Genomic DNA, 13502 nt, shown 5'->3' with positions numbered 1-13502 from the left:
GAGCCGGGTGACGAACAGCCCGTCACCCGGCTCGGCCGCCACCTCCTCCAGAGAGCGATCTCCGCATGCTGGCCTTCCTCACCCGCCGGATCCTCGGCGGCATCCTGATCCTGCTGATCATCTGCGCGATCACCTTCGTGCTGTTCTACGTGGCCCCCGGCAACAACGTCGCCAGACTGGCCTGCGGAAAGAGCTGTTCACCGGAGCTGATCGCCGCTGTCGCACACCAATTGGGCGTCGACCAGCCGATCTGGAAGCAGTTCCTCGACTACCTCGGCGGGATCTTCACCGGCCGCACCATCGCCGATACCTATTGCTCCGCACCGTGTCTGGGCTATTCGTTCCACAACCACCGGCCGGTGCTCGACACCATCCTGGACCGCATCCCGGTCACGTTCTCGCTGACCATCGGCGCGGTGGTGCTGTTCCTGCTGGTCGGCATCGGTCTCGGCCTGCTGGCCGCGCTGCGCCAGGGGAAGGTCGCGGACAAGGCGGCCATGGGTTTCGCGGTGCTCGGCGGCGCGCAGCAGATCTTCGTGCTCGGCCCGTTCCTGCTGTTCCTCGTCGTGTATTCGACGCACCTGATGAATGTGCCCAGCTACACCTCGTTCTTCAGCAACCCGGGGAAATGGGCGACCGGACTGCTGCTGCCGTGGATCTGCCTGGCCATCATCACCGCCGCGGCCTACGCACGGTTCACCCGCTCCTCGATGGTGGAGGTGCTCAATGAGGACTACATCCGCACCGTGCGCGCCAAGGGCATGGGCAACGGGAACATCTATCTGAAGCACGCGTTCCGCGGCACCCTGAGCCCGATCGCCACGCTGCTCGGCCTGGACATCGCCGTGCTGCTCGGCGGGGCCCTGGTCACCGAGACCGTGTTCAATCTGCCCGGCATCGGCCAGTTGGCGGTCAACTCGGTCCAGGACTCGGACCTGCCGGTGATGATGGCCGTGGTGCTGCTGGCCGCGGCCGCCGTGGTGGTGGCCAACATCGTGGTGGACGTGGTGTACGCGTTCATCGACCCGAGGGTGCGGCTCGGATGACCCCGCCCGATGCGAACCTGGAGCGTGCCATGTCCAGCCAAGACGCCATTCTCTCGGTGCGAGATCTACTGGTGCACTTCCGCACCGAGGACGGCACGGTCAAGGCGGTCGACGGGCTGTCGTTCGATCTGGCCAGGGGCAAGACGCTCGGCATCGTCGGCGAATCCGGTTCGGGCAAGAGCGTGTCGAGCATGGCCATCCTCGGCCTGCACAACCGCAAGCAGGCGCGGATCGGCGGCCAGATCCGGTTCGAGGGAACGGAATTGGCGGGCGCGGACGAACGCACCATGCGGCAGTTCCGGGGCAAGCGGATCTCGATGATCTTCCAGGATCCGTTGACCGCGCTGTCGCCGTACTACACGGTCGGCGACCAGATCATGGAGACCTACCGCAAGCACACCGGCGCGAGCCGCAAGCAAGCGCGGGCGCGAGCCGTCGAGATGCTGACCAAGGTCGGCATCCCGCAGCCGCAGCGCCGGGTGGACGAGTACCCGCACCAGTTCTCCGGCGGCATGCGGCAGCGGGTGATGATCGCGATCGCGCTCTGCTGCGACCCGGACCTGCTGATCGCGGACGAGCCGACCACCGCGCTCGACGTCACCGTGCAGGCGCAGATCCTGGACCTGCTGCGCGAGTTGCAGTCCGAGTTCGATACCGCGATCATCCTGATCACCCACGACATGGGCGTGGTCGCGCAGATGGCCGACGACGTGCTGGTGATGTACGCGGGCCGGTGCGTGGAGCGCGGCACGGTGCGCGAGGTGCTGAAACGGCCACGCCATCCGTACAGCTGGGGGCTGCTGTCCTCGATCCCGCACCTGGGCGGGGATGTGGACACGCCGCTGACCCCGGTGCGCGGCACGCCGCCGAGCCTGATCGACGTGCCGTCCGGCTGCCCGTTCCATCCTCGATGCGATTACGTGGACCGCGTGCCGGACGCGCGCTGCACCACCGAGCGACCGGAACTCGGTTCGGCGACGGGACGCGGGGCGGCCTGCCATCTCACCACCGAAGCCGCCGATCGCATCTTCGTCGACACGGTCCAGCCGACGCTCGGCATCGGGAAGGCATCATGACCGAACAGACTCTGCACCTGCCGAACTCGCGCCCCGCCGCGAGCGGACCGCTGCTGACCGCGACCGGACTACAGATGCATTTCCCGGTCCGTTCCGGATTCCTGATCGCACGCAAAACCGAGGTCGTCCGCGCGGTGGACGGCATCGACCTGAGCGTGTCCGCGGGTGAAACCTTCGGGCTGGTCGGTGAATCCGGTTGTGGCAAGTCGACCACCGGACGGATGCTGGCCCGGCTGTTGGAGCCGACGGCGGGCACGATCACCTACAACGGTCAGGACATCACCCACCGGAGCCGTCGCGAGCTGGCGCCCATCCGCCCGGAGATCCAGATGATCTTCCAGGATCCGTACTCCTCGCTGAATCCGCGGCAGACCGTCGGCCGGATCATCGCCGCGCCGATGGAGATCAACGGCATCGACCCGCCCGGTGGCCGGCGCAACCGGGTGCGCGAACTGCTGGCGACGGTGGGCCTGAATCCCGAGCACTTCAATCGTTTTCCGCACGAGTTCTCCGGCGGCCAACGCCAGCGCATCGGCATCGCCCGTGCGCTGGCCCTCGACCCCAAGCTGATCGTGGCCGACGAACCGGTATCCGCGCTGGACGTGTCCATCCAGGCGCAGGTGGTCAACCTGTTGCAGCGCCTCCAGCGTGAGCTGGGCATCGCCTTCGTGTTCATCGCGCACGACCTGGCCGTGGTGCGGCACTTCAGCGAGCGCATCGCGGTGATGTATCTGGGCAAGATCGTCGAAATCGCCGATCGCGCCGACCTTTACGGCCGTCCGCAGCACCCGTACACCCAGGCGCTGCTGTCCTCGGTGCCGGAGGCCGACCCGGACAGCGCCAAGCAGCGGGAGCGGATCCGCCTCACCGGCGACGTCCCGTCACCCATCAATCCGCCGTCCGGCTGTCGCTTCCGCACCCGCTGCTGGAAGGCCGAGGGCATCTGCGCCGAGCAAGAACCGCCCCTGATCCCCCTGGGCACGTCCGCTGGGAGCCACCTGGCCGCCTGCCACTTCCCGGAGCCGCGGCACGTGGTCGCCTGACCGGGATGGTCCGGCTAGCAGGCGATTTCGGCGAGGCGGCGGGCCGGGGCGGCAGCGTGCACCGCGGCCGCGATGGCGACCACCGGCGGAATCCAGCGTGCCTCGGCGGGGAAGATGGCCCACTCGGCGCAGCCGCGAGTCAGCCGGGTCGGCGGGAGCGGGATGCTGGCGCCGTCAGTGTGCACGGTCGCGCCCGCGCCGCGCAGGGCCTCGATGGCCAGCGCGGCCTTGGCGACGCCGACCACCAGGTGGATCTCGCGGCGCTCGGCGCCGGGGATCTCGATGACCGGGCCGGAGAGCTTGTTGGCGCGCAGGAAGCGGCGGACCTCGGTGGCGAGCGGGCCGGTGAGTTCGACGGCGGCCACGTGCTCGTCGGTGATCAGGCACGCGCCATTGGCCGTTTCGGCGACGGTCCAGCCGCGGCTGCGGTAGTCCTCCACTGCGTCAGCTGCGGTAGAGGTGCTGGAACTCTGGAACGTCGCGGGCACTGTCTTCTCCATTTCACCAGGTAGATCAAGATCTCACATCGGTTGCGCAGGAGCCCCGCCAACTGCACCTGTGCATCAAATCCTGCGCGGCTAGCAGTTTCCCTACAGAATGCTTGTGATCGCCAACCGCCCTAGCGATTCTGCGCGGGCGCCCCCTCGGTGGGCATCGGCCCGCGGTCTCGACCCGTGTCATCCTTTGGGTGGACCCACCCCGATACCCGTCGGGCCTCGACCCTGAGGCGGCGCGGCCGTCCCGATGGCGATTGGGGCGGGGGTCACAGCCAATTGCCAAGTACCCCTCGAGGTTTCACCAGCCTGGCATGGTTCAAATAGGTATGGGATCGAGATGGGGGCGGGGGGCGGCGGCCGCCGGATGCGTGGCGGCGGCGGCGATATCGGCGCTGGTGGCGAGTCCGCTGGCCGCGGCGGGCCCGCATGACCAGGACTTTGTCGCGCCGCCGACGACCGCCCTGACACCGGTGCGCGGGACGCCCGTTCCGCACCCGCTGCGCGCGGCCGGGTCGCCCACCCTGCTGGCGCAGCGGATGCAGGCGGCGATCCAGGCCGTCTCGCCGGGGACCCAGGTCGGCATCGATGTGGTCGACCTCGACTCCGGGACCACCCTGGCCGGCTTGAATTCCGATCAGCAGTTCTACACCGCGTCGGTGGTCAAGCTGCTGATCGCTCTCGACGCACTGCAACAGCAGGGCTGGCAACCGGATTCGGACACCGCGGCGCGAATCGGCACGATGCTCGCGGCCAGCGACGACAACATCGCCGACGAGCTGTGGGACGAGAACGGCGGTGACCCGATCGTCCGCCGGATGATCGATGCGATCGGCCTGACCGCAACCCGGCCGCCCGCGGACCCCGAGCAATGGGGCGAGACCCTGACCACCGCACGGGATGTGGTCGCCGTCTACCGGTTCCTTGCCACCGCCGTGCCCGAGCCGTCCCGCTCCCTCGTCATCGACGCACTGCGCGGTACCAGCGAGATCTCGGCGGACGGCACCGATCAGTACTTCGGCATTCCGGACGGATTGACCGGTGTCGGCTGGGCGGTGAAACAGGGCTGGATGTCCCTCGACACCTCCACGACGCTGGACACCACCGGTCTGGTCGGCCCGGCCTCGACCCGGCAACTGTCGTACGCGGTCGTCGTATTGTCGTCGCAGCCCGCCGGAACAGACTGGGCCACCGGAGGTTCCGCGCTGACCGCCGGCATCGATGTGCTGCGTGGCCTGGTCGGCGAGCCGGGCTGAGTCCGGGCCGGGCGCCGGCTTGCCGAACTGATGGCCGATCAACCCCTCTGTGCTCGGCCTCAGTCGGGTCCGACTCTTCGTCGTATGCCGACGAGCCTGACAGTCGTGATCGTGATCGGGTATCGGTCGGATGACTGTCATTCGAACGACCGACAATTCTTCGCCGATCCCGGCGGACCGGCTCGATCGCATCGGCATCCGGAAAATGAACACGCGAGTTGTCCGCACCAGCCCCGTTCCGCGGCACCGATCTTGCACAATCGGAGGCATGCCCAAGCCCTGCCTGCTGCTCCAGCTGCGACCCGAGCGCCCCGCCGCGGACGACGAGTATCAGGCCGTCCTGCGCGCGGGCGAGCTCGCGGCCGGTGACGTGGTGCGGGTGCAGATGGATCGGGGGCTGCCCGATCTGGTGCTCGACGATTACTCGGCGGTGATCGTCGGCGGCGGGCCGAGCAATGTCGGCAATCCGGACGCCGAGAAATACGACTATCAGCAGCGATTCGAGCCCGGGTTGAAGAAACTGCTGGTCGAGATCGTCGGCCGGGACTTTCCGTATCTGGGGGCGTGCTACGGATTGAGCATTCTGGCGGATGTGCTCGGCGGAACGGTGAGCGACGAGCGCTTCGGCGAATCACCGAGCGCGCAGACCATCGAATTGACCGAGCACGCGGGCGACGATCCGCTGTGCCAGGGCCTCCCGCAGACCTTCCGGGCCTTCGTCGGGCACAAGGAGGCGTGCCAGGAGGTTCCGCCGAACGCGGTGCTGCTCGGCACCTCCGCGGACTGTCCGGTGCAGATGATTCGCGTCGGCGGGCACATCTACGCCACCCAGTTCCATCCGGAGCTCGACGGCGACGGCCTCGCGCTGCGCATCGAAACCTACCGGCACGCCGGGTATTTCGATCCCGAGGAGGCCGACTACCTCACCGAGCTGGGGCATCGGGAATCGATCACCGCGCCCAAGGAGATCCTGCGCCGGTTCATCGCCAGATACCACCGCGGTACCGACTAGGGTCAGCTCGTGGTGATCCCGGTGGAGAGCTTGACCACGACTTTGTCGCTGGTCACCTCCTGCACCGTGACATTGAGCCCGTCGGCGGGCCGACTGTCCCCGGCCGGCACGCTGATCTGTTGGCCGCCCACCTTCAGCGTGACCGTATTACCTTTCACCGCAACCAGTTCCACATCCACCCCGAGCACACCGGCCTTGGCGTTCACCCCGCGATCGAAGGTCACCGTGCAGCCGCTCACCGCGCACTCGGTCTTGGTCCCCGCCCCCTCCACGGTGCACGCCGACACCCCGAGCGCGGCGCAGGCGCAGATCACGGACACGGCCACCAGGCGACGAACAGACATGCGGCCAGCGTAGAGCGGATCGGAACATTTCGGGCATTCCCCGATGTCGGGGCTATCGTGGGGTGCATGGGCGTCATGGGCGAATTGTTTCCGGGCAAGAAGCTGACCGACGAGGGCAGCGAGGACAGCGACGGGCAGGAACACAGCCCCCGGCTCGCGCTCGACCTGGATGCCGGCGTGGTCCGGATCGCTCCGGCCGCGCCCGCGGACGAATCGACGCAGAAGTAGGTCGCCGGGTTCGGCCGTCGGCGTCAGCGCTGGAACCGGCAGGCTCCCGCGTAGGGCATCGACGACATCGGTGACTCCACGACACCGGTGCCGTAGGTCGAGGCGTGGATGACCTTGCCGTTGCCCGCGTAGAGCGCGGAGTGCCCGCCGCCGTAGAACGACACCACATCGCCGGGGCGCAGATCGTCCCGAGTCACCGGGGTTCCGGTGGCGAGTTGGTCGTAGCTGGTGCGCGGCACCGCGACGCCGGCCTGCCGGTAGGACCACTGGACCAGGCCCGAGCAATCGAACGCGTCCGGACCCGCGGAGTCGGCACGGTAGTCCGAGCCGATCTTGGCCCTGGCCGCTTCGACGGCGACCTCGCCGGTCGTCTTCATCGGTGCGACCTGGGGCTGAACGGAATTGGGCGCGGTGACGCCGGGAAGCCCGGCGAGGCCGGAGAATTCGACACCCGGAATGTCGGGAAGTGTGAACGGTATTCCGAAGGCGGAGAACTCGGTCGTAGCGGGAGCAGCGGACGGCGCGCTCTCCGGTGCGGGACTCGAGACCTGAAGGCCGGGAATGCCTGGGGGAACCGAGATTTCGTTCGGAACCTCGACAGCTCCGACGCCGGGAATGGTCACCGTCTGCGCCGAGGCTTCCGCGGCGGAGAACAGGAGTGCGCCGGACAATGCTGCGCCCGCGGCCAGTGTCCACCAGAACACCCGGCGCAGCGAGCGGGTACTTCGGACGTCGTCGTCGGTATTCGATGCCATGATCAAGTCCTCCGATGGTCATTTCGAAGGCCTTGGCTCGGCCATGCGGCGCCATGCCTGTGGCGCACCGGACTTCACCAAAGTCTCCGAATAAGATTCGAGAACATCACGGTGATCTGTCAGTCCAAGCGGATCCGATTTCCCATCTTTCGACACATCGGGGTTCGAACAAATTTCCGACACACGATAGAGCAATAACGAAATGGTAACTATAGTTTATTGTCTATTGAAAAACGCCTTCTAGCTGGGGTAACGCGACGGTCGGTCCGGGGTGAATTCCCGTGTCGGTGAGCCGTATGGTGGGCTAATTACTGTTCGTCGGCGAGCTTCCCGGTTTTCGATCGGGTGTTTTCAACCGCCGATCGGGCCGGTCGCGCCCGGCAAGTCGCCGTGTCTGCGCAGTGCGTCGAGCACTACATTGACGGCCGGGCGCGGGGGCGTCCCGCGCCGGATTACCGCCGTGATGGTCCGGGTAACCGGGCTCGCGAGTTCCCTGGTCGCGACGTGATAGCGCGGATCGATGGCGAGGCCGGGCAGCAGCGTGATCGACAGCCCGGCCTCGACATGTTGCAGCGCCATCAGATAGTTGCTGAACCGGCAGACGATCCGCGGCTCGAAGCCCGATTCACGGCAGAGTCGGGTGGCCAGGCCCGCCATATAGGACTTCGGTGTGTCGAAGGCCCACGGCTCGTCGGCGTACGCGGCCAGGTCGGCCGGTCCGCGCGCGGCCTGTCCCGGCGGCAGCACCAGCACGATCGGATCGGTGGCCAGCGGCACGATATCGATGTCCGGGCCGAGCGGCTGCGCGACGAAATCCGTTGTGGTGATGATGATGTCGGCGTCACCGGCGCGCAGCGCGCGCATGCTCTCGTGCGGTTCCAGCTCGTGCAGCGTGATGTCGAGGTGCGGATGACTCCGCGCGAGCCGGGTCACCGCGGGCACGCACAGCGAGTGGATGGCGCTCTGAAACGCGCCGAGCCGGACCAGGCCTGCCGGTTCGCCGCCCAGGCTGCGTAGCTCCGCCTCGACGGTTGCCATGTGATCGAGGATCGCCCTGGCCCGGCGGGCCAGGATCAGCCCGGCGGGGGTGAGCCGGACCCGGCGGCCGGTGCGTTCCAGCAACTGCGTGTGAGTCTCCGCCTCCAGCACGGCCAGCTGCTGGGACACGCTGGACGCGCTGAGGTCGGCCGCCTGCGCGACCGCGCGGACGGTGCCGAGGGAGTCGAGCTGGCTGAGCAGCCGCAGCCGCCATGGGTTCAGCATGCCTCGATTGTTGTACGGCTGGGCCGAACAGCACAGCCGGAATTGTGAGATGGACGTGTCGCTGGCACCGCCCTTACCGTCGGACTATGGCTTCCCCCACCTTCACACCGCAGTCCACCGACGACTTCTGGGCCGACGCCGACCGGCACCTCGTGCGCTACGCGGGCGCGGGCAGCTTCACGCCCGAGATCATCGCGCGCGCCGCGGGCAGCTTCCTGTACACCGAAAGCGGCAGGGAGATCCTGGATTTCACCTCCGGGCAGATGAGCGCGATCCTCGGGCATTCGCACCCCGACATCGTCGCGACGGTCCGGCGTCAGGTCGGCGAACTCGACCACCTGTTCAGCGGCATGCTCAGCCGCCCGGTCGTCGATCTCGCCCGCAGGCTGGCGGACACCTTGCCGTCGCCGCTGGACAAGGCGCTGCTGCTGACCACCGGCGCCGAGTCGAACGAGGCGGCGATCCGGATGGCCAAGCTGGTCACCGGCAAGCACGAGATCGTCTCGTTCGCCCGCTCCTGGCACGGCATGACCCAGGCCGCGGCGAGCGCGACCTACAGCGCGGGCCGCAAGGGGTACGGGCCCGCCGCGCCCGGCAACTTCGCGATCCCGGCGCCGCACACCTATCGTCCCGACTTCATTACGGCCGCAGGCGAACTCGACTGGCGCAAGCAGTTGGACTTCGCCTTCGACCTGATCGACGCGCAGTCGGTGGGCAGCCTGGCCGCGTGCATCGTCGAGCCGATCCTCAGCTCCGGCGGCGTGGTCGAACCGCCGCTCGGCTACTTCGCCGCGCTGCGGGACAAGTGCCGCGAGCGCGGCATGCTGCTGATTCTCGACGAGGCCCAGACCGGCCTGTGCCGCACCGGATCCTGGTACGCGTTCGAGCGCGACGGCATCGTGCCCGACATTCTCACCCTGTCCAAGACGCTCGGCGCCGGACTGCCGCTCGCGGCCGTGCTCACCAGCGCGGAGATCGAGCAGGAGGCACACGACCGCGGGTTCCTGTTCTTCACCACGCATGTCGCCGACCCGCTGGTCGCCGCGGTCGGCAACACCGTGCTCGACGTGCTCGTGCGCGATCGGCTCGAGGTCCGCGCCGCCGAGCTCGGCGCGTACCTGCGGGCCGGGCTGGAGCGGATTGCCGAGCGGCACACCGTCGTCGGGGACATCCGTGGTCGCGGGCTGCTCGCCGGGCTGGAACTGGTCGTCGACCGCGAGACCAAGCAGGGGTCGGACGAGCTCGGCGCGCTGGTCACCCGCCGCTGCCTGGAGCTGGGCCTGCACATGAACATCGTGCAGCTGCCCGGTATGGGTGGCGTGTTCCGGATCGCCCCGCCGTTGACCGCGACCGAGCACGAATTGTCCCTCGGCCTGGCCATTCTCGACGAGGCGATCGGTGACGCCGCCGCGCGGATGTGACGGCGGCCGGGGTCAGGTCAGGTTGCCGTCGATACAGAGGCTCACCGACCGGGTGGACGGTCCGGGGCGGGGGTCGCCCGCGGCGAAGGCCCACTGGGAGATCGGTCCGGCCGCCTTCCATTGCAGCTTGCCGTCGCGGGTCGCGACCACCTGGTAGATGTCCTCGTTGCCCTCGATGAGCTGGCTGCCGACGCAGTAGTCGTTGTACTCGGTGCCGGGTTGCCGGGCGCCCGCGCTGAACAGGCCGGTGGGATTGGCGTAGGCGCCGGGGTTGGGGACGGCGACCGACTTCCCGTCGGCCGGGCCGCGCGACCAGGACGCCGCGCCGCGGTCGATGCCGCAACGGAAGGTCTGGCCGCCCGCGGCGACGGTCGCGCCCTGCGGATAGCCGGTGCCTGCCCACAGGCAGGGCGCGCCGGCGCCGGCCGCGCTGGTCCGGGCCTGGGCCGCGGCGGTGCCGGCACCGAAGGTGAGGCCGCCGGCCAGGGTGGCGACCGCGAGCAGCGCGATCGAGGCGCGGCGCAGGGTAGGGGTGTTCGGCGTCGTTGCCGGGTTCATCGAGTTCTCTCTTTCGTCCTCGACCTGGCGGCGCGATTCGCCGCCGATCGGTAATGCGAAGTACGGCAGGTGATTTCGAAGCTTTCGGTCAGCACCAGCTGGCGGTGGGCCGGCAGACGACCCAGCCGTCACCGTCGGCGCGCGGCACCGCGGTCCAGGTGCTGGCGCCGCCGCTGCGGTTCTGCGTCGGCTCGGCCGGATTTTGCTGGCTTCGGTATTCGCGCAGGGCGTTCCGGTGCTCGTTCTGTTGCAGCGGGTTGGCGTCGGTGTGGTTGTAGCCGAATGGATCGATGTGGTGTGCACCGGTCGTGTTGCCGGGGTGGGCCGAACCGGCGCGGCCCGGTGCCTGGCTCGGGCGAGTGCCGGGGTCGGCCACCGCGACGGCGGTGCTGAGCAGGGTTGTGGCGCCGAGCAATCCGGCGATCAGCACGAGTGCGGTGGCGCGGCGGTGTCGGCGGAGCTGCCCGGTCGGTCGTAGGGGTGATCGCTGCATGGCGTCGTTGCCTCTCTGCTTATCTACTGAGATGAACAGTAGATGAAGATTCTGAGAGGTTGCTTATGACCAGCACTTATCGAGCTGAGGTTTACGGGAGTGTGATCGAGTACGCATTGGAGCAGTAGATCGGATAACCCGCCCAGTGGTCCCGGTGGCTCGGGTGAGCGCGATCACAGAAAATTGCACTGTCTGAAATTTTGCAGTTTGTGTTAAATTTTTGCCATGTCATCCCCCACTCGCGCGGAGCCGCCGATCGGCCTGCGCGAACAGAAGAAGCGCAAAACCCGGCTCGAGCTGTGCATGGCCGCTCGCCGGCTGGTGGTCGCGCACGGGCTCGACGCGACGACCGTCGAGGACATCGCGAAGGTCGTCGGTGTCTCGCCGCGCACGTTCTTCAACTACTACGACACGAAACTCGACGCGATCGTCGGCCCGATCGAGGAGATCGGAACTCCCGCCGCGCGAGAGGAATTCGTCGCCGGTGGGCCGACCGGGATGCTCATGTCCGACCTCACCTGGCTGTTCGCCTCCGCGCTCGAGCCGGAAGACGAAGTGCGCGAGGCAATTTCGCTGGTGATGCAGATCGTCAAGGAGGAACCGCGGGTGTTCGCCGGGTTCGTGGCCGCGGGTGCGCAGCAGGAGGCCATCGTCGGCGAGTTGCTGTCCGCGCGGGCCGGCGAACCGGTTGCCCGCGAATTCGCCGCTCTCGCAGCGGGAGTCATGACCAGCATCACCACCAGGGCCGCGATGTCCGCGACCGCCGACACCAGCAGATCTCTCACCGCGGCCGTGCAGGAGCACTGCGCGATGGCCGCCCGGATGTTCGACCAGCCCGCCGAGCGAAACCAGGAGAAGCGATGACCACGACGGCTGACTCGCCGCCTACCCCTATTGTCCTGACCCAGAAGCGAATATGGCTCATCTTCTCCGCGCTCATCGCGGGCATGTTCCTGGCCAGCCTGGATCAGATGATCGTCGGCACCGCGATGCCGACCATCGTCGGCGAACTCGGCGGCGTCTCGCACATGGCCTGGACCGCGACCTCGTACCTGCTGGCCACCACCATCGTGATGCCGATCTACGGCAAGTTCGGCGACATGTTCGGCAGGCGTTGGCTTTTCCTGTTCGCGGTGACCGCGTTCACCGCCGCGTCGGTCGGCGCCGCGGCCTCGACCAGCTTCTGGGAGTTCATCGTCTTCCGCGGCCTGCAGGGCGTCGGCGGCGGTGGCCTGATGATTCTGGCGCAGGCGATCATCGCCGACGTGGTGCCCGCCAAGGATCGCGGTAAGTATATGGCGCCGATGGGCGCGGTCTTCGGCATCACCTCGGTCGCCGGTCCGCTGCTCGGCGGCTTCTTCGCCGACACGCTCGGCTGGCGCTGGTGCTTCTGGATCAACGTGCCGATCGGCATCGCGGCGCTGTTCATCGCCTTCCGCTACCTGAGCGTGCCCAGCCACCGGCCCAAGACCAAGCCGGACTACCTCGGTGTGCTGCTGATGTCCTCGGCGACAACGCTGTTGATCCTGATCACCGACTGGGGCGGCAAGCAGTACGCGTGGGGTTCGACGACGATCATCGCGATGATCGCCGCGCTGGTGGTCGTGGTCGCCGCGTTCGTCATGGTGGAGGCCAGGGCCGAGGAGCCGATGCTGCCGCTGTGGTTGTTCCGCAACCGCACGTTCGTGCTGACCTCCGCGATCGGCCTGCTGGTCGGGCTGGTGATGTTCGCCGCGATCGGTTTCATCCCGACCTATCTGCAGATGGCGACCGGCGCGTCCGCCTCGGTCTCCGGCCTGCTGCTGATCCCGATGATGGTCGGCATGATGATCACCCTGATCGGGTCGATGACCGCGATCACCAAGACCGGTCGCTACCGGATCTACCCGCCGATCGGTGCGCTGGTCATGCTCGCCGCGATGCTGTGGCTCACCACGCTCGCCGCGAACACCCCGATGTGGGTCGTCTCGGCCATGCTGTTCGTGGTCGGTGCGGGCCTCGGCCTGATCATGCAGATCATCGTGCTGGTCGTGCAGAATGCCGTGTCGCCCAACCAGATCGGGACCGCGACCAGCGCCAACAACTACTTCCGGGAAATGGGCGGCGCGATCGGCGTCGCGATCTTCGGCTCGATCTTCACCAGCCGGCTGACCGAGGGCCTCACCGACGCGTTCATGTCGCACGGACCCGAGGTCATGGCGGCGAAGCTCGACCCGAGCGCGCTGGTGCCGTCGGTGGTCAAGCACCTGCCCGAGGGCCTGCACGACGCGATCGTCGGCGCATACGTGAACGCCCTGGTCCCCGGCTTCTGGTATCTGATCCCGGGCGCCATCGTCGTCTTCGTCCTGGCCCTGTTCATCCCCCAACTCAAGCTGTCGGACGAGGCGGGCATGGTCGCCCGCGGCGAAGCCGTGCTGGAGGAAACGGCGTCGAACAAGAACGAAGAGAAAACCGACCTCGCGGTTAAATAAGGGCGAAAAGTCCGAAAAGCCTTGAGGCCCCGAGTAATTGGG

General features: G+C 67.7%; 15 protein-coding genes. 9 read left to right on the top strand and 6 right to left on the bottom strand.

Annotated features, from left to right (window positions below; genetic code table 11):
• Positions 1–65 precede the first annotated feature (65 nt).
• Genes ACFQ9K_RS26605 through ACFQ9K_RS26595 form a run of 3 tightly spaced genes read left to right on the top strand, consistent with a single transcriptional unit; the run spans position 66 to position 3165 of the window.
• Positions 66–1046: an ABC transporter permease gene (locus ACFQ9K_RS26605; protein ID WP_378713818.1), complete on the top strand. Its 981-nt coding sequence runs from the start codon at positions 66–68 to the stop codon at positions 1044–1046.
• Positions 1043–2122: an ABC transporter ATP-binding protein gene (locus ACFQ9K_RS26600; RefSeq protein WP_378713820.1), complete on the top strand. Its 1080-nt coding sequence runs from the start codon at positions 1043–1045 to the stop codon at positions 2120–2122. The genes ACFQ9K_RS26605 and ACFQ9K_RS26600 overlap by 4 nt, the downstream gene beginning before the upstream one ends.
• Positions 2119–3165: an ABC transporter ATP-binding protein gene (locus ACFQ9K_RS26595; RefSeq protein ID WP_378713822.1), complete on the top strand. Its 1047-nt coding sequence runs from the start codon at positions 2119–2121 to the stop codon at positions 3163–3165. Before ACFQ9K_RS26600 ends, ACFQ9K_RS26595 begins: the two co-directional genes overlap by 4 nt.
• 14 nt (positions 3166–3179) lie before the next feature.
• On the opposite strand, the gene ACFQ9K_RS26590 is transcribed toward ACFQ9K_RS26595, so the two are convergent.
• The gene (locus ACFQ9K_RS26590; RefSeq protein ID WP_378983725.1) at positions 3180–3665 is read right to left on the bottom strand and encodes a hypothetical protein; all 486 of its coding nucleotides are present in this window, start codon (positions 3663–3665) and stop codon (positions 3180–3182) included.
• Between the two features lie 323 nt (positions 3666–3988).
• Between ACFQ9K_RS26590 and ACFQ9K_RS26585 the strand changes: the two genes are divergently transcribed.
• Both ACFQ9K_RS26585 and ACFQ9K_RS26580 read left to right on the top strand, forming a co-directional pair.
• The gene (locus tag ACFQ9K_RS26585) at positions 3989–4915 is read left to right on the top strand and encodes a serine hydrolase (protein ID WP_378713825.1); all 927 of its coding nucleotides are present in this window, start codon (positions 3989–3991) and stop codon (positions 4913–4915) included.
• Positions 4916–5183: 268 nt separating this feature from the next.
• Positions 5184–5927: a glutamine amidotransferase gene (locus ACFQ9K_RS26580; protein ID WP_378713827.1), complete on the top strand. Its 744-nt coding sequence runs from the start codon at positions 5184–5186 to the stop codon at positions 5925–5927.
• A gap of 2 nt (positions 5928–5929) precedes the next feature.
• Here ACFQ9K_RS26580 and ACFQ9K_RS26575 read toward each other — a convergent pair whose 3' ends face one another.
• Positions 5930–6271 (bottom strand): hypothetical protein, encoded by a 342-nt coding sequence (locus ACFQ9K_RS26575; RefSeq protein WP_378713828.1) that lies wholly within the window; start codon positions 6269–6271, stop codon positions 5930–5932.
• Between the two features lie 66 nt (positions 6272–6337).
• Between ACFQ9K_RS26575 and ACFQ9K_RS26570 the strand changes: the two genes are divergently transcribed.
• Positions 6338–6499 carry a hypothetical protein gene (locus tag ACFQ9K_RS26570; protein ID WP_378713829.1) on the top strand — a complete coding sequence of 54 codons (162 nt, stop codon included), beginning with the start codon at positions 6338–6340 and terminating at the stop codon, positions 6497–6499.
• A gap of 23 nt (positions 6500–6522) precedes the next feature.
• Here the strand turns inward: ACFQ9K_RS26570 and ACFQ9K_RS26565 are convergent, their stop codons facing one another.
• Positions 6523–7254, bottom strand: a complete 732-nt coding sequence (locus ACFQ9K_RS26565; protein ID WP_378713830.1) for a C40 family peptidase — start codon at positions 7252–7254, stop codon at positions 6523–6525.
• Positions 7255–7605: 351 nt separating this feature from the next.
• The gene (locus ACFQ9K_RS26560; RefSeq protein WP_378713831.1) at positions 7606–8517 is read right to left on the bottom strand and encodes a LysR family transcriptional regulator; all 912 of its coding nucleotides are present in this window, start codon (positions 8515–8517) and stop codon (positions 7606–7608) included.
• A gap of 86 nt (positions 8518–8603) precedes the next feature.
• On the opposite strand from ACFQ9K_RS26560, the gene ACFQ9K_RS26555 reads away from it, so the two are divergent.
• Positions 8604–9938: an aspartate aminotransferase family protein gene (locus ACFQ9K_RS26555; RefSeq protein ID WP_378713832.1), complete on the top strand. Its 1335-nt coding sequence runs from the start codon at positions 8604–8606 to the stop codon at positions 9936–9938.
• A gap of 12 nt (positions 9939–9950) precedes the next feature.
• Here ACFQ9K_RS26555 and ACFQ9K_RS26550 read toward each other — a convergent pair whose 3' ends face one another.
• Entirely contained in the window at positions 9951–10496 is a 546-nt protein-coding gene (locus tag ACFQ9K_RS26550) for a hypothetical protein (RefSeq protein WP_378713834.1), read from the bottom strand.
• Positions 10497–10584: 88 nt separating this feature from the next.
• Entirely contained in the window at positions 10585–10989 is a 405-nt protein-coding gene (locus ACFQ9K_RS26545) for a hypothetical protein (protein WP_378713835.1), read from the bottom strand.
• Positions 10990–11214: 225 nt separating this feature from the next.
• On the opposite strand from ACFQ9K_RS26545, the gene ACFQ9K_RS26540 reads away from it, so the two are divergent.
• Entirely contained in the window at positions 11215–11853 is a 639-nt protein-coding gene (locus ACFQ9K_RS26540) for a TetR/AcrR family transcriptional regulator (RefSeq protein ID WP_378713836.1), read from the top strand.
• Positions 11850–13460, top strand: a complete 1611-nt coding sequence (locus tag ACFQ9K_RS26535) for an MDR family MFS transporter (RefSeq protein ID WP_378713837.1) — start codon at positions 11850–11852, stop codon at positions 13458–13460. The genes ACFQ9K_RS26540 and ACFQ9K_RS26535 overlap by 4 nt, the downstream gene beginning before the upstream one ends.
• Positions 13461–13502: the final 42 nt, after the last annotated feature.

Origin of the sequence: Nocardia sp. NPDC056564, from assembly GCF_042793755.1 — a bacterium.
Classification (GTDB): Bacteria; Actinomycetota; Actinomycetes; order Mycobacteriales; family Mycobacteriaceae; genus Nocardia.
The sequence above is the reverse complement of the archived record's forward strand: the minus strand, read 5'-3'. Positions and strand labels throughout refer to the sequence as shown.

Bases quoted from the DNA above. Each gene is read 5' to 3' on its own strand.
- ACFQ9K_RS26535 (WP_378713837.1), top strand. From the start codon at position 11,850: ATGACCACGACGGCTGACTCGCCGCCTACCCCTATTGTCCTGACCCAG.
- ACFQ9K_RS26560 (WP_378713831.1), bottom strand. From the start codon at position 8,517: ATGCTGAACCCATGGCGGCTGCGGCTGCTCAGCCAGCTCGACTCCCTC.
- ACFQ9K_RS26580 (WP_378713827.1), top strand. From the start codon at position 5,184: ATGCCCAAGCCCTGCCTGCTGCTCCAGCTGCGACCCGAGCGCCCCGCC.
- ACFQ9K_RS26595 (WP_378713822.1), top strand. From the start codon at position 2,119: ATGACCGAACAGACTCTGCACCTGCCGAACTCGCGCCCCGCCGCGAGC.
- ACFQ9K_RS26565 (WP_378713830.1), bottom strand. From the start codon at position 7,254: ATGGCATCGAATACCGACGACGACGTCCGAAGTACCCGCTCGCTGCGC.
- ACFQ9K_RS26585 (WP_378713825.1), top strand. From the start codon at position 3,989: ATGGGATCGAGATGGGGGCGGGGGGCGGCGGCCGCCGGATGCGTGGCG.
- ACFQ9K_RS26575 (WP_378713828.1), bottom strand. From the start codon at position 6,271: ATGTCTGTTCGTCGCCTGGTGGCCGTGTCCGTGATCTGCGCCTGCGCC.
- ACFQ9K_RS26555 (WP_378713832.1), top strand. From the start codon at position 8,604: ATGGCTTCCCCCACCTTCACACCGCAGTCCACCGACGACTTCTGGGCC.
- ACFQ9K_RS26570 (WP_378713829.1), top strand. From the start codon at position 6,338: ATGGGCGTCATGGGCGAATTGTTTCCGGGCAAGAAGCTGACCGACGAG.
- ACFQ9K_RS26600 (WP_378713820.1), top strand. From the start codon at position 1,043: ATGACCCCGCCCGATGCGAACCTGGAGCGTGCCATGTCCAGCCAAGAC.
- ACFQ9K_RS26540 (WP_378713836.1), top strand. From the start codon at position 11,215: ATGTCATCCCCCACTCGCGCGGAGCCGCCGATCGGCCTGCGCGAACAG.
- ACFQ9K_RS26605 (WP_378713818.1), top strand. From the start codon at position 66: ATGCTGGCCTTCCTCACCCGCCGGATCCTCGGCGGCATCCTGATCCTG.
- ACFQ9K_RS26550 (WP_378713834.1), bottom strand. From the start codon at position 10,496: ATGAACCCGGCAACGACGCCGAACACCCCTACCCTGCGCCGCGCCTCG.
- ACFQ9K_RS26545 (WP_378713835.1), bottom strand. From the start codon at position 10,989: ATGCAGCGATCACCCCTACGACCGACCGGGCAGCTCCGCCGACACCGC.
- ACFQ9K_RS26590 (WP_378983725.1), bottom strand. From the start codon at position 3,665: ATGGAGAAGACAGTGCCCGCGACGTTCCAGAGTTCCAGCACCTCTACC.